Source organism: Pseudoalteromonas sp. S3178, assembly GCF_005886985.1.
Lineage (GTDB): Bacteria > Pseudomonadota > Gammaproteobacteria > Enterobacterales > Alteromonadaceae > Pseudoalteromonas > Pseudoalteromonas carrageenovora.
The window spans coordinates 19,175-34,763 of record NZ_PNCW01000088.1; the positions used below are offsets into that span (position 1 = coordinate 19,175).

At 41.0% G+C, this 15,589-nt stretch carries 8 protein-coding genes; 1 reads left to right on the forward strand and 7 read right to left on the reverse strand.

Annotated features, from left to right (window positions below; all coding sequences use genetic code 11):
- Positions 1 to 230: 230 nt before the first annotated feature.
- The 6 genes from recD to CWC11_RS19190 all read right to left on the reverse strand — a co-directional run bounded on the left by recD (position 231) and on the right by CWC11_RS19190 (position 13,944).
- A complete protein-coding gene (recD, locus tag CWC11_RS19165; protein WP_138683967.1) occupies positions 231 to 2,261 on the reverse strand; it encodes an exodeoxyribonuclease V subunit alpha in 2,031 nt (676 codons plus the stop codon).
- Positions 2,258 to 5,830, reverse strand: coding sequence for an exodeoxyribonuclease V subunit beta (recB, locus tag CWC11_RS19170; RefSeq protein ID WP_138683968.1), 3,573 nt, complete (start codon positions 5,828 to 5,830; stop codon positions 2,258 to 2,260). The genes recD and recB overlap by 4 nt, the downstream gene beginning before the upstream one ends.
- Complete coding sequence (gene recC, locus CWC11_RS19175) at positions 5,817 to 9,116, reverse strand: exodeoxyribonuclease V subunit gamma (protein ID WP_138683969.1); 3,300 nt, start codon at positions 9,114 to 9,116, stop codon at positions 5,817 to 5,819. Before recC ends, recB begins: the two co-directional genes overlap by 14 nt.
- 161 nt (positions 9,117 to 9,277) lie before the next feature.
- Entirely contained in the window at positions 9,278 to 10,339 is a 1,062-nt protein-coding gene (locus tag CWC11_RS19180; RefSeq protein WP_138683970.1) for an alkaline phosphatase D family protein, read from the reverse strand.
- 92 nt (positions 10,340 to 10,431) lie between these two features.
- Positions 10,432 to 12,705 (reverse strand): TonB-dependent receptor domain-containing protein, encoded by a 2,274-nt coding sequence (locus tag CWC11_RS19185; RefSeq protein WP_138683971.1) that lies wholly within the window; start codon positions 12,703 to 12,705, stop codon positions 10,432 to 10,434.
- Positions 12,706 to 12,900: 195 nt separating this feature from the next.
- The gene (locus tag CWC11_RS19190; RefSeq protein ID WP_138683972.1) at positions 12,901 to 13,944 is read right to left on the reverse strand and encodes an alkene reductase; all 1,044 of its coding nucleotides are present in this window, start codon (positions 13,942 to 13,944) and stop codon (positions 12,901 to 12,903) included.
- Between the two features lie 227 nt (positions 13,945 to 14,171).
- Between CWC11_RS19190 and CWC11_RS19195 the strand changes: the two genes are divergently transcribed.
- Positions 14,172 to 14,561 carry a DUF2750 domain-containing protein gene (locus CWC11_RS19195; protein ID WP_138683973.1) on the forward strand — a complete coding sequence of 130 codons (390 nt, stop codon included), beginning with the start codon at positions 14,172 to 14,174 and terminating at the stop codon, positions 14,559 to 14,561.
- 56 nt (positions 14,562 to 14,617) lie between these two features.
- Here the strand turns inward: CWC11_RS19195 and CWC11_RS19200 are convergent, their stop codons facing one another.
- A complete protein-coding gene (locus tag CWC11_RS19200; protein WP_138683974.1) occupies positions 14,618 to 15,487 on the reverse strand; it encodes an alpha/beta fold hydrolase in 870 nt (289 codons plus the stop codon).
- Positions 15,488 to 15,589: the final 102 nt, after the last annotated feature.

The following is a 15,589-nucleotide window of genomic DNA, read 5'->3' on the forward strand; positions in this document are numbered from 1 at the left end:
AATCCCTAAAAAGAACCCTTTAGACAGCGCATGTTTGATATTTATACTGTCATATCGCCTATTTATGAGGAGTAACCTCACTACATAGGCTCAGCCTTGCCTAAAACAAAATAGGCTGCTTAAAGTTCAACCATTAAAAACAACACGCCCTGATACAATTAATATAAATTAATTTTAGTATAGAAGGTAATTACCATAACGCGATAAATAATAAGCAGTTAAAAACTAAATTAGCTATTTAGCCTTTCATATAAACCAGATGCTCTGGATACACTTTTATTCATTGCTAGTTGCAGCACTTTTTTATCTGCCACCAGCTCAAACTTATTTTTAGCACGTGTTATGCCGGTATACACTAATTGCCTGTTTATACCCATACGCGCTTGCTTAAGTGCAGGCAGCACCATTGCTGTATAGCTAAATTCAGAGCCTTGAGACTTATGTATAGTCATTACATATACTTTGTCGTGAGCGGGTAAGCGCGCGGGTGAAAATGCACGTTCATTACCTTGCTCATCTATAAATATTGCTTTGAGTTGATTACTTTCATCGTGCATTAAAATACCAATATCACCATTAAAAAGTTTAAGCTGGTAATCGTTTTGGCTCACCATAATAGGCATACCACTATAATGACGCTGATTAGGGCTAACAGTTATTAAACCTTGCTGTTGTAGGGCTCTTTCAATACGCAAATTTAAACTATTTACACCGTAATCGCCTTCGCGCACTGCAGCAAGTAATTGGTAATTAGCAAATGCACTGTGTATTTGTGCAACGCTTGCACCTTGAGCAATAAGATCTAAGTAATTTTTATAATGCCCCGCAGCACTTTTTACGAGCTTTTCGATGGGTTTTGCTACAAAGTCGTAATCTAAAATCACATCGTTAAAGCGCCCTTCAATACTTTCTTGCTCAACGTAATTTAAAATACCGGTGTTATTGGTGTTTACCGCAAGTGCTAGTTGACCAATGCCACTTTGTGCATCAAATCGATAACTGTGCTGTAAAAATGCAATACAGTCAGCAAGTTTAAATTCGCTATGTGTTTGAGTCGCTAATTTATTATTTCCATTAAAACATAACTGATTTAGCTCATCGCACCGCGCTTTTGAGTAATTAGGCGTTTGTCCAAGCTCTAACCCTTGGCATAAATCACTCATTACACTGCCGGTATCAACTGAGGCTAGTTGATCTTTATCGCCTAGTAATATTAAGCGTGCATGCGCAGGCAGTGCCTCTATTAATTTGGCCATTAGCGATAAATCGACCATGCTCGCTTCGTCAATAATTAATACATCTAAATGCAGTGGATTAGCTTTATTATGCCTAAATTTATTAGTAAACGGTTTTACGCCTAATAAACGATGAATAGTTTGAGCACTTTGAGGTATCAGCGTTTTAATATCGTCTGGAATCGTTGTAAGCTTATTTTTAGCCCCTAAAATAGACTCACTTAAACGTGCTGCCGCCTTACCTGTTGGTGCCACCAGCTTAATGCTTAGCGGTGCAGTTTTATAAAGTGACTGTAAAATAGCGAGTAACTTAGTCACCGTAGTGGTTTTACCGGTGCCAGGCCCTCCGGTGATCACACTAAACCCTTTGGTTGCAGCAATAGCACACGCTACTTTTTGCCAATCAATTTCAATTGTTGGGTTTGTGGGAAAATAAGTATTTAAAAGCGCAGCTAACACCTCGTTATTTATATTGAGCTTTCGCTCGCTCATACTTAATAGCCTTGTGGCTAATGTTTGCTCATAACCTGCTAGGCGCGCAAAATAAAGGCGCTCATTAAACAATTGCAGTGGTTTACTCTCGCCTACGCTTTGATGATTTTGTAAGTAGTTATACGCGGTTTGAGCATTAAAGCCCTCTTCAAAGGGAGTTAATGTGTCGGGTATATTTCCTTCAAGTTTATTAAAATCACTTTGGCGCAAATTAAACGGGTTACTCCAATCAACATCGTTTAATGTTAAGCAGCTATGCTGACTTTGCTGCGATAAACACAGTAATAAAATAATATAAAATAATTCATTATCCGATTGTTCAAACTCATTACCGCATAGCAATTGTGCAAGCTTTATATCAACCATACGAACACGGTTTTGCGCTGTTAAATATTCAAGTAACGAAACAGTACTCACATTATTGGCTAACTGTGGCTGTGGTATTAGCTCTGCCTGCTTATGTGTAAACGGCTCGTCGATGTGTGCCTCGTCAATATCATCAAATAAGCCCGGTTGCTGGTTTAAATCGCTCATAGCATAGCTCCTTGGCTAAACAAACCATCTAAAATAGTTACTTGCTCTTGTGTTAATTTTTTAAAATACACGCCTTGTCCTGCAGGCATCCCGCGTAAAAAGGTGTAATAAACGCCACCTAAGTGGGTATCTATTGAGTAATCACTAATGCGTTGTTTTAACAACCGGTGCAAAGCAACGGTATATATTAAATACTGTAAATGATACTGATGGCTACTCATAGCTTGCTCTAGTAAGTCACTCTTATAATCAGCAGGAGTATTACCTAAGTAATTAGACTTATAATCTAAAATGTAATACTTACCTTGATAGCAAAAAATTAAATCTATAAAACCTTTTAAGAGCCCTTTTACATGAGAAAATTCGAGTTTGCTCTGAGTAAAGCCAAAATGTTTAATGAGGATTTCGTTTAATTTAGGTGCACTTAAACTGCTCAGAGGTAAATTAAATTCCATTTCTACAAGGCAATCACTTGGCGCTAATTTACTCAAGCTTAAATCATTACTGCTGTTAGCATTTAATGGGCATTGCAACGAATCGAGTATCCACTGCTCAGTTACATCTTGCCAGCTCTCGCTAATGTGGTACTTTTCAAGCGCACGCTTTACAACCTCGTCTAGGTTTTGCTCTTTATTTGTAGGGTGCTCAAGTGGGCTTGTAAAATCAATTTGCTCAAATATTTCGTGCAAACAACTACCCGGCTTTGCACCTTTAGGAAAACTGTAAGGAGAAGGTAGCTCGTCTTCTTGTGCTGCAAACTCATCCTTTTCATGATCTTCATCACTACGCCCAGGCTCTATATGGTCGGTGTGCTTTTTAAAGCTCAGCGCACTAAAGCTGGTGGCTCGCCAGTCACGCTCGATAGTTGCCGTTACACTATTAATGCTAAGCGCTTGGGGTGAGTTTTCACTTTGTGCAAAACGTAATGTGCCCTGCTCTAGCAAAGTTTGTGAAGTAAATTGCTGATAACTCATCGCTTTATTAGCATCGCAAAATTCACTTAAATGTGTACGCCATACTTGGCTGCTTGAAAGCTCAAGTCCTGAAAATAAAACATGCCCAAGTGCACTACTTTGAATAGCCAAACGGCTGCTCTGCCCTTGCCCTATGTTATAAACGCCTAGCGAGCAAAAATGTACAGCGCGGGTAAGCGCTACGTATAATAGCCGTAAGTCTTCAGCTAGGCGCTCTTGTTCTGCTTTTTGCAGTGCATCTTCGTTTTTACTTAAATCGTAAACCAATTTACCTTTATCATGATAAAGCGCTTCCTTGGTTTCGCGATAGCCACTAGCAAAAGGCATAAATACCAGCGGGTATTCAAGCCCTTTTGATGCGTGCATTGTTACAATTTTAACTAAGTTAGCATCGCTTTCTAGGCGTACTTGTACGGTTTCACCATCTTGTTGACTTACCTTTTGTGCAAACCAGCGCAATAAACGTAAGGTGCCTTCAAGCTCAATTTGTTTTTGCTGAAGTATTTCACCTAAGTGCCTAAAGTCGGTTAGCCATCGTTCTACGTTATACCCTAAACCTTGCCATTTAGCGCTAAGCTGATTGTGGCTCATTAAGCGCTCAAGCATGGCCATAGCACCTTGCTTGTTCCAAATGTGGCTAAGCTGTGCAAAAAAGTTTAAGTGCTCTTGCCATTTATTTTCATCATCAGCGAGTGCAAATATATCGTTATAACTTAAACAAAATAATGGGCCGGCAAGCACACCACGCAGCAGTGACTCGTCGTACTGACCGTGTAAAGCCGTTAAAAAGTTAAGTAAATGATGGCTAAGCTCTTGGCTAAATACACTCTCTCGCGATAAGTAAACGCTAGAAATTTTGGCATCACCCAGCGCTTTTTTCATTATTTGTGCTTCTACACGGTCGCGTACTAATATACAAATGTCGGCAGCGCTTACGGGCTTATTGCCTATGCACGCTGTGCCTTGTTTTGCTTTTTCAAGCAAGGTAACAATTTTATTAGCAAAGTGAGTGGCTAAATGTGCTTGTCCTACACCTTTGTTAGTTGGTTTGTTTTTTTCGTCTGCGGCTTCATCAACAAATACGTTAAATTCAAAGGCAGTGGCTGGTTTACCATCTACTATAAATGTTTCGTCAGCTTTTTTACCTTTAGCAGCCACGGCGTTAAAGGGTATAGCGTCGTTATAAATAAAGCTATTAGCGTGTTTACCAAATAAACTATTAACGCTATTTACTATATCGGTGCTTGAGCGAAAGTTAGTGCCCAGTGTAAATTGCTGTTCAGTCTGTACAGCTTCTTTTGCACCAATATAGGTAAAAATATCAGCGCCCCTAAAGCCATAAATAGCCTGTTTTGGGTCGCCTATCATGGCAAGCGTAGTATTTTCTTGGCCGTATATTTTACTAAAAATACCGTACTGAATCGGATCGGTATCTTGGAACTCATCTATCATGGCTACAGGGAATAGCTGCGCTATTTTTTGCGCCAGTGCATCGCCTTGCTCACCATTAAGTGCGCTGTGTAAATTGGTGAGTAAATCATCTGGGGTGATTACGCTTTGCTCTTGCTTGCGTTTTACTATGGCGGCTTTAACCCAGCGTGAAGCGTGCTGCACTATCGCTATTTTTAAACCTTGATTTATCGTGTTATTAAGCGCAGCGAGTTCATCAAACTGACTCAGTAATGGGTGTGTAAATAAAGGCTGATTTTTTTTATAATTTGCCGCATCACTTAAATTTTCGCTGCTCCATACCTCGAACGAATACTTGCTTGTGCCAAACTCAAAAAACAAATCATCACTTGCACAAAAGGCTTCAAGCGCAGCCAAGCTACCCTTACGAGCAGGTGTTTTAGAACCACTTAAGCCTGAGCCTTTAATCGCAGCAATAAATTCTTGATCTATTACCGCCCTTTTAAATGCAGGTACTCTATTAATGTATTCATCACGGGCTTGCCATACATCGTCTAAATTTATTTGCGGTGTAATGTGCGCATTAGCTTTATTAAGCACGCTACTTACTTGGCTAAATAACGACTCAGGGGCTGCAAATACATCTAAAATGGCATCGGTGCGTTCTTTATTGAGCGGGTATACAAACGCGCGCCAAAAATCTTTAATGGTTTCGAGCAGTATGTCGCGCTCGTCTAAAATAAACTCAAGGTTAAACGCCACACCCGATTCAAACGCATGCTGTTTTAACATTCGCTGACAAAAACCATGAATGGTAAATATGGCTGCTTCGTCCATCGATTTAGCCGCTGCATCAAGTAAATCAAATGCACGGTGTTTATCATCAACCGCGGCTATTACACCTTCGATTAACTCATCTTTTGGGTCCTGTCCAAGTAGTGCATCGCGCGCAGCAATAATGCGGCTGCGTACCCGGTCTTTAATTTCTTGCGTAGCGGCATCGGTAAATGTCACCACCAATATTTGCTCAACACTGAGTGGCGTATTTAGCTCACCTTCTATTTGCATCCCTAATAAATAGCGCAAATAAAGACCTGTTATAGTATAGGTTTTACCAGTACCGGCGCTGGCTTCTATTAAGCTTTGCCCTATTAGCGGCATAGTTAGTGGGTTAAGCGCTTGCATGGTCACTCTCCTTTGCGTGTTCAAACAATGGCGCAAGTAACTTATCGCTCCACTTTATAAATTCTTCTTGGCAGTCATTGAGCGATTGCACCGTTAAGCGAATATAAGGGTTTTCGCCCTCGCCGCGCCCAATATATTGTGGGCTAAACTTGCTAGTGGCTTTGCCAATGTCACCGCCGCTTTTTACATACTCGTAGCCACTAACCGGAAAAAACGGTATTGGCTCTTTGCGAAGCGCTTTATATAGCTCAAACCAATCACTTAACAAGGCATCTGCATCGGCTTTGCTAATTGGCGCATAACTAATTTGCTTATCAAGCCCAAGCAGTAAAGTTTCTACATTTTGATCCATACTTTGTGCAGCTAAGTGGTATATAAAGCCTTTAATTAAATCTTTCGCTTTAATGCTGGCGCTTCGATAAAACACTTGTTTTTGCAGATAAATATGATTTAGCCAGCCTTCTATTTTGGTATTTTCTATTTGAAGAGCAACTTCAATGGGCTCACTTTTCCCGCCTTTAATTTGCTCTTTAACTTGCCCTGCAAGTGCATCTACTCGATGCTCCATCCCTTCAAAAATTAAACTACCTACATTAGCTTGTGGCAGCTCTCCGCGCTGTAATATTTGCTCAGTACTCAGTGGTTGCTCGTTAATATTAGCGTCGAGTATTTCATCAAGATAAAAGTAACGCCGAAGTGCATCTAAGCTAAAGGGTTCTTCGTCTTTTGCAACTTCGTTAAATTGCGGCAGGCGTAAACCTAACGTTTGTTGGTAAAAGCTCTCTTGTGCATTGCACACGCTTCTAATAAAGCTGTCTAGATCGAGTATTTCAGGAGGTGTAACGTCAAGTGCACTAACAGGTTGTACCGTAATAGACTCGCTTGGCAGCCAAATAGGGTTATAACTGTGATTATTTAGCGCACTACTTAGCTCATTACTTTTTAAATAATACGCACTATTAAAGGGCTGTAAGTGTTGCTGGTTAATTAAACACGCGGGCAATTGCTTATCGCTTTCATTCGTTAGCGCAAAGCTGCGGCCAATGTATTCTAAAAGCTCACTCACAAGGGTTGATGGCATACGGGGTTGGTTATCAAAACACGAACGGCCTATATAGCTCATATATAAACTATCACGGGCACTGAGTAGCGCTTCTAAAAATAAGTAACGGTCATCTAATTTACGTGAACGGTCACCTTTTTGCTTTTTAGAGTACGGCACTAAATCAAAGCCAATAGGTTGTACGTTACGCGGGTAATCAGCGTCGTTTAAACCTAGCATACACACCACTTTAAACGGTACTGCGCGCATAGGCATTAAGGTACAAAAGTTTACCTGGCCGACTAAAAAACGCTGCCCTACGCCTTTTTCTTGAATGCCTTGTTTGATTAAGTAACTTACAATGCGCTGCGACACAGCTTGGCTGTAATCGCCGTTATCGTGATGTTTTTGTAACTCTTCAAGCACTTTTTGTAGTACTAATAAATCCCAACTATCGTCACTTTCACTTTCGTATATAGCGTTTAATAACTCACTTAAAATAAGCACTTTATTAGTCAGTGTATCGTCAGGTGTTAGTTGCTCTTTAAAGTGTTGCAGCACATTAATAAAATCCACCAGCTTATTAAGTGTATCAAGTGCCATGCCTTCTACTTCATCGGCGCTATAAATACCATTAAACGGACATTGTTCGTCTCGCTGCGCTATGCCAAGCAATAAGCGGTTAAGCCCGTGTTGCCAAGTATTTAAATCGATTGCCGGTAAGTCAAAGCTACTTTTATGCTCAGCATTTATACCCCATTTTACGCCCACTCGCTCAAGCCAGTATTGAATTTGCTCGTACTCGTGCGCTTCAAGGCCAAATTTTTCGGCAATTTGCGTTACTTGCAGTAAATCAAGAATATCCGACACGCCAAAGCGCGAAAACGGTAAGTTAGCTAGGCTAGCAAACGAGCTAAGCACGGGTTTTTCTTGCTCTATGGCTAAATCGGCCAAAGCATACGGGATATATCGGCTGCCTTGTGCGCCACCAAAAACGGCCTCAATATAGGGGCTGTATGTGCCAACATCGGGCATCATTACAATAATGTCTTTGGGGGTAAGCGCCGGGTTTTGATTAAACAAATTAAGTAAGTAGTCGTGCAGACGCTCAACTTCTCTAAGGGGGGTATGGCAATCGCTAAGGGTAATACTGGTATCGTTTGCGCTTATTGGTAGTTTGCCTTCATCATTTATAAACCACTCTTTGTTATCGGTAAGAGATTCCCCCTTAAACGCAAGCTGGTAAATTTCACTTTGAACTTGCCCAAGTAACGTGTCGTCAAATACGTCTATAAAGCCATCTATCCATCGGGCATCAAGTTGTACTAGTTGCTCAAAGTAATCACGCCCTAACTTACCCCACGACGATAAAAGCGGGTTACCTATAAAGTAGTATTCTTCGTCAGGGTTAGTTTGTTTTTTTTGCTGAGCTTCTATAAGCGGCATTTTGGCGTATTTTGCTGCTATTTTTGCAGCGGTTTTTTCATCTATTATATCGCCCCAATAATGCTCACTAGGGTTAAAAAAGAATAAAAACACGTCTGTTTTTTTACTCAGCGCTTCAAATACTTCAAGCTGAGAACTGGCAATCGCCGATATACCAAATAAGCTAATACGCTTAGGTAATAAGCTATTATCCATAGTCTCAAGTGCTGCAAGTAACTGCCCTTGCATATTAGCGCGGTGAAATTGGCTTTGCCCAAGCTCTTTGCTTAGTTTTACAATGCGTCGCCATAAGTCGCTCTGCCAAGGCGCAATGTTTACATCTACATCATCAAGTTCATCTTTGCCGCTATCCCAGGTGGCAATCCAATGTGGGCGGTACATTAAATATTGGTCGTACACATCAGCAATTTTTTCGCACAGCGCAAACGTTTTTTGCCCGTCTATATCGCCCTCTAAATAGGTTTTTAGCGGCAAATAAAGTGGCTCATCAATACAGTTAGGTAGTATTGCAAATAATTTCCAAGCAAGGTTAGGCTTATTAAACGCAGACTCTTTGGGTACGTTTGGCAGTAATTGTTGATACAACTGCCAAATAAAACTCGATGGCAGCGGAAAATCAACCTGCGCTGCGATCCCCAAATGTTCACTTAAACCAATTTTTAACCACTGTGACATACCCGGCGATTGCACCAGCACCACTTCTTTATCGAAAGGGCTTTGCAATGGGCTTACTTTTAACAGCTTATGAAACTGCGCTTGCAGCGCTTCCATACGGTTTGATTGGATAATATTGAGCATACGCGACTTACCTTACTTGAGATAAAACCAGTGTAAGATATTTTCAATTATAGGGGTAGCGCAATCAGTAAATTGGCACTAATAAATCAGCGAGTTAGCAATGAGTTTAAACGCATAGTATTAGTTTTAAACACTATGCGTTTGTAATTTGTGTAGTGCTTTTATTTATAAGGACTAATGCTTGATAAGCTAAATGCGCTTTGCATTATTACTTTGCCATCTAACCCTTTAAGTTTAAGTGAAATAGCAGGGTCGGCTTGTTGCCAGTCTATGCTTAAATCGCCGTAATTTACACTATGGGTAAAATTACCCACCCGGTGTTTATTTGGGCTTACGTCTTTCCATTTTTCAGTTAAGCCTGAGCTGGTCATTTCTATTAATGGGTAATCAAGATTTTGCTGATACTTTGATATTTCACCCCAGTGCGTATCGCCACTGATGATAACGACGCCATTTACTTTATGCTTTTTAATTAGCGCAAATAAACGGTTGCGATCATCTGGAAAGTTAGCCCACGACTCCCACCCTGTAAAATCAGGTAGTAACTGTAAGCTTGAGGCAATTAGCTTGATAGCCGCTGGCTTTTTTAGCTCTTGCTCAAGCCATTGCCACTGCGCCTCGCCAAGCATTGATGCGCCTTTAACCTCTGTTGGACTATATGGGCCTTGGTTATTAAGTTTGCGCTTTGTGTAATATTCAAGCTCGCTTACAGAGTTAAGCGCATCACGGTTCCAGCGTAAGTCAGGCATAATAACATGTACCGTTTGCTTGCCTTCGCCATACATGTAAGAGGTATAAATACCATCAGCGCGTGTCCGGCGCTCAGAATTAGCGGGCTCTTCCCAAAAATTAAGCATGATTTGGCGAGATTGCTCTTTATGCGGGTATTCTTTACCTGCGTCGTTTTGACCAAAATCATGATCGTCCCACATAGCAATTATGGGCATTTGTTCTTTAAGCGCTTTAAAACCAGGCTTTGCGCCTAATTTTTGATATTTATTGGCAAGCACTGCCATGTCGTTGGTGTCGCCGTAAATGTTGTCACCCAAAAATATAAATAAATCACCCTGTTCTTTATTAATGGTATTAAATATTGGAATGTCTTTATCTTGATGCCCACACGAGCCAAATAAAATTTTAGACGGTGCAGCCATACTATTAGCGCTAAACGCAAAACTTAGGGCAACTGCAGTGCATAAAATAGGTTTTAATAAGTACTTCATTTTAAAATCTCATTGCAGCCATACATTAGCTTTAACCTATGGCTATTAATAAAAAAGCCCATCAATGATGGGCTTAAAACCGTATTACTGGTTTAAAAAGTAGCAGTTAACGTAACCGCTGCTGTACGTGGCGCACCAATAAAGTAAGTAGTGCCATTGCCCGTACCGCCCGCTAAGTAGCTTTTATCAGTGATGTTATAAACCACAAAAGCAATATCTAGCGCTTTAAATGGCCCTGCATTTACATCAGCTGAGTAACCGGCATTTAAATCAACCACAGTGTAGCCATCAACCTCTCCTCGCTCACCCGTGTATTTAGCCGATAGCCCAAAACGAAAATCGCCGCTGTAATAGTCTGTTGAGAGCACAAATAAATCATCAACTGAGTCTATTACTTTTTCACCAGCTTCAAACCCTGGTGCATCGCCTTTGTACTCTGAGTCATTATTCGTGTACGAGCTGTATACGCTCCACTGCGCGTTAAGCATATAACTTGCCGCTAGCTCTAAACCTTTTGATTCGATACCGCCTACATTTAAGTAAGAGCCATTTGTACCTATGGTGTAATCAATACCACCAGTATCGCTACCCGGTGCTATAAAAGTTATGCGGTTATCAAATTCTATTGAGTACGCTGTTGCCGTGAGTTTTAGCGCGTCGTTTTGATAGCGTACACCTAGGTCAATGTTTTCAGCGGTTTCTGGCTCAATCGCTGATAAATCAGAGCTATCGCGCTCAAGTACACCGTCTTTTATGGCTGCAAAGTTTTCACTGTAACTGGCAAATAACTCGGTTGAATTATTCAATTGATACAAAATACCGCCACTAAATAACACGTCAGAGTCGCTATTAACTTTAGCTGTTGTGGCATTTTGGTAATGGTCGTACTTTTCAATATCTACAAGGTACTTTTTAACACCTAAGTTAAGCGTAAAATCGCCAAGCGCCATTGAATCTTGCGCGTACCATTTTAGCGTGTCGGTCTCAAACGTGTTTTTATACTGCGTCCAATATGGTGTGCTATCAAAATGGTGGTAAATGCTGGCATTTATCACTTTGTGCCAATCGCGTGATTCATCACGGTCGCTTTGCTCATACCAAAAACCGGCTTCTATATCGTGCATGCCAAAAGTAGCTTGGTAGTTAGCTGTTACACCTAGGCGGTCTTTTTTATAATGTGTATGGCGGTACGACATAACAGGCGTTGCGGTATCATCGTAACACGCAGGGTTTAAACCAGGGCCCGACTCCCACGGCCAACTTAAGCTTGCCGTACAGCCTTCATTTGGCGCAAGTGCATTGCCATCGCTATCTACAAAACCATACGAGAGCGCGTTAGTGCCGCCCTTAGTGGTTGGGTTGCCGTTTTGATCTACTGGAGTCGTTAAATAAGGTGGGATCCAATCGCCTCGGCCCGAGTTATTATGATAATACGGGCTCACGGTAATAAGCGATGTTGGCGAAAGCGCATATTCAAACTTTAAATACGCTAAGGTATTTTCACGAAGTGTACCCCAGCCCTCGGCAAACATTTGGTCGTAATGTGGTACGCCTGTCCAGTTCCACGTTAGCTGATCCCACTCTGGTGTTTGTTCAAATTGCTCAAGGCTTACACTGTTGTAGTTGGTCTCGCTTACATCATCGTAAGATAAACGCCCTGTAATGGTTAAATCTGTAAGCGTTGTTACAAATTTAAGCTCTGCGTGTTGGTTGTCTTTCCCCCCATTACTGCCCGAGCCAATCCAGCGGCTGGTATCAGTTTGCGAGTAACTTACATACGCTTGTGTATTGTCAAAAATAGTGCCGGTTTCGTGCTTAACGTAATAACGGGTCGCATCGTGGCTGCCTGAGGTATAAGCAAATGTAGTGCTTTTATCAAGGCTTGGCGCTTTACTTACAAAGTTAAATGTACCGCCTAGCGCTTCAAGCGAGGCCGATTTAATATCAGAAGTGCCTTGTCCTACTTCTACAGTGGCTAAGTTCTCGGTATCTAAATAACGGTTAGCTTTAGCACCCCCGCCGTAGTTTGAGCCACCATTAGGAATACCATCAACGGTCATCCCTAATTGCTGCTGGTTTGAATCAATACTAAAACCGCGCATAGTAATGGTTGTTGACCAATCGTCACCACCAAATGCATCGCCTTCGTTTATGCTAATACCTGGTAAGTTATCTATTACTGATAATACACTCGAAACCGTACTTTGCTGTTCAAGCATTGCAGGCTCAATCACATTATTTGCGTAACTGGTTGGTTTGGCAGTAACGGTAATTTCTTCTATTTCGTTGTCGTTAGCATAAGCGGCTGATGATACAGCCATGGCAATTGCCATACTCAAAACTGATTTATTTGTTAAAGCGCACATTGTTGTCCCGTTTGGTTTTAATTATCAAAAGTAATTATGAAAGCGGGCACAGTATGGTTTTGAAATATGACAACAAAAATGAAGTTTATTGACAGAGATGTTAAAAAATTGTGGGAGTTTTATGGCTTAATTATGTCGTGGAGATGTCAGCCTAAAACTTAAGTCCTAGGCTGTATTATTTAAAACTAAACTATTTTAAATCAGTTTAGCGAGCATTTCGTCGTTATAAGCAACAAGCTCTTCGTTGTTTGCAACTTTGCTAATGTAGTCTGGGTTAGCAATAAGCGGGCGACCAATGGCGATTAAATCAAACTTAGCATCGTTAATTGCTTCTTTTGCAGTTTCAAAACTATAACTGCCTACGCCAACTAACGTACCTTGGTACCCAGCTCTTAAAAATTCAGACGTTGTTTTGCCTTCTAAAGAGTCAAAACGCGTGCTGTCGTCAAATATACCGCCGTGTAAATACGCTAAATCTCTTTTTTCAAGCTCTGGTAATAGGTAATCAAATACGGCTTTATCGCGGCTATCTTCGCTCATGTTAAAATAAGCGCCTGGAGTTAACCTTAATGCAGTGCGCTCATTACCCACTGCCGCTATAACAGCATCCGTTACTTCTAGGGCAAAACGCGACATATTCTCAGGTGATTGCCCATATTCATCTTCACGTACATTGGCTGCATAATGTAAAAACTGGTCAATTAAGTAACCATTTGCACCGTGAATTTCTACGCCATCAAAGCCTGCTTCCATTGCGTTTTCGGCCGCTTTGGCGAAATCTGCAACCAGCGATTTAATATCGTCAGTTGTTGCAGCTTTTGGCGTAATATAAGTAAGCTCACGCATACGTGGTACTGAGCCTTCCACGCCAATTGCCGAAGGCGCCAATACATCGCCATCAAAAAAGTGAGGATGCGCAACACGGCCAACATGCCAAAGTTGTGCAAACATTTTTCCGCCATTGGCATGCACTGCGTCAGTTACTTTCTTCCAACCTTGAATTTGCTCACTGGTAAATAGCCCCGGTGTATTTGGGTAGCCTTGCGCATCTGGGCGAATAATAGTGGCTTCGCTAATAATTAAACCTGTTTGTGCGCGGCGTGCATAATATTCAACCATGTCTTGAGTAGGCACTAAATTATCATCGGCCATACAACGTGTTAAAGGCGCCATAAGTACACGGTTTTGAAGCTCAAGTGTGTCGTTTAGTTTAAACGGTGAAAGTAAATCAGTAGTCATTCTTTTCAATCCTTATTTAAAGTATGTGTATGAGATGAGGTCTTTTTAAATACATTCAAGAGTAATTTTGAATGATCGCTCAAATTTATGAGAACTTATACTGATCAATACTAAAATTAGATCTGCGAGGGTAAAATTAAATAGTAACTTTTCAACACTCTGTCATATAACTCGATATACTTGTACGCTATACATTAATAATCGATAGCAACTAGAGTGAGCCAATCATGACGAGCGAAAATGCAACCGAACAACAAGCAGTAATTTTAGGCCTTGGGGCAAAAAAACGACTCGCGTTTATGTTCGAAACCGTGCAGCAATACAAGCAAGTATGGATTTTAAATGATGACGATGGCTGCGTTATGCTTACCAACGAAGACGACGATTGCGTACCTGTGTGGCCAACGCGCGAATTTGCCCGGGCATGGGCCACAGGTGAATGGGAAGGCTGTACACCAAAAGCAATCCCAACTGTAGATTGGTTTAGCCGCTGGACACCCGGTCTTGAAGAAGACGACTTACTTATCGCTGTATTCCCAACCGAGGAAGACGACGGCACTATTTTGTTTCCTGATGAATTTGAAAAACAGCTAAAAGCACCAAAGAAAAAGTACTAAGTAACCAGCATAACTTTATTTAGTTTATAAACGCGGCTTTAAAATAGCCGCGTTTTTTATAACTGGTTTCTAAAATTTAAATAAGCCACAGTTATAGCCTTAGCATCTTCTATTTGCGGGTAGTGCCCAAGCTCAATAAACCCTTGTACCCTCGCATTAGGTACTTTCTTTTTATAGTGCTCAAGCATGTGTTTGCCTGAGATTGGGTCTTGCTCACCTGCAATAAACGTAACCGGTATATCGCTATTAATAATGGCCCCAACCCAGCGCTGCTCGTTTTGTTTTCGCTGTGTAATATATTTAATTAGCTTGGGCATAACACGCAAACCATTGTTATATATTAACAGTGCCCAAAGCGTATCAATTACTAAAGGGGCTGGTGGCGTGTTTTTACCAAAAATAGTGGTTAAATTTTTAGCAAAATTTTGTTTGCTCATTAGCTTAGGGACTATCCAACCAAGCTTTGAAAGTAGCAGCTTTTGTATAAATAAGGGTTTATGTACGTGTGGAAATAGCCCGCCATTTAAAAAGCACACACTGTGTATGCGTACTTCACTTTTGGTAGCAACTTGTCTTGCTAATAGCTCTTGCGCTACGGTATCACCATAATCGTGGGCTAGTATGTGTACATTGGTAATATTTAAACGCTTTAAAAATTGCGTGTATAAATCAGCCTGCTCTGTAATTTTATAAGTCGCGTTTATTGGTTTATCCGAAAGCCCAAACCCCAGCATATCAAGTGTTACTAAAAAGTAGTGTTTACTGAGTTCATCCCACATACCTTCCCAGTCCCAGCTAGCACTTGGAAACCCATGAATTAAAAGTAGCGCGGGGTTATTTACATCCCCCGCTGTTTTAGTAAAAATTTGATTGGCATTTATATCAATAAACTGCCCGTTTGTTTGCCACTGCGAAAGCGTATACATAGGCTGCTACCCATTAATTTTTATTATTGTAATGGTTAGTTTTATCACAAGAGCTACACACAGAGGTAGGGTGTTTTGATCTTTGCGGATTGAAATTTGTTC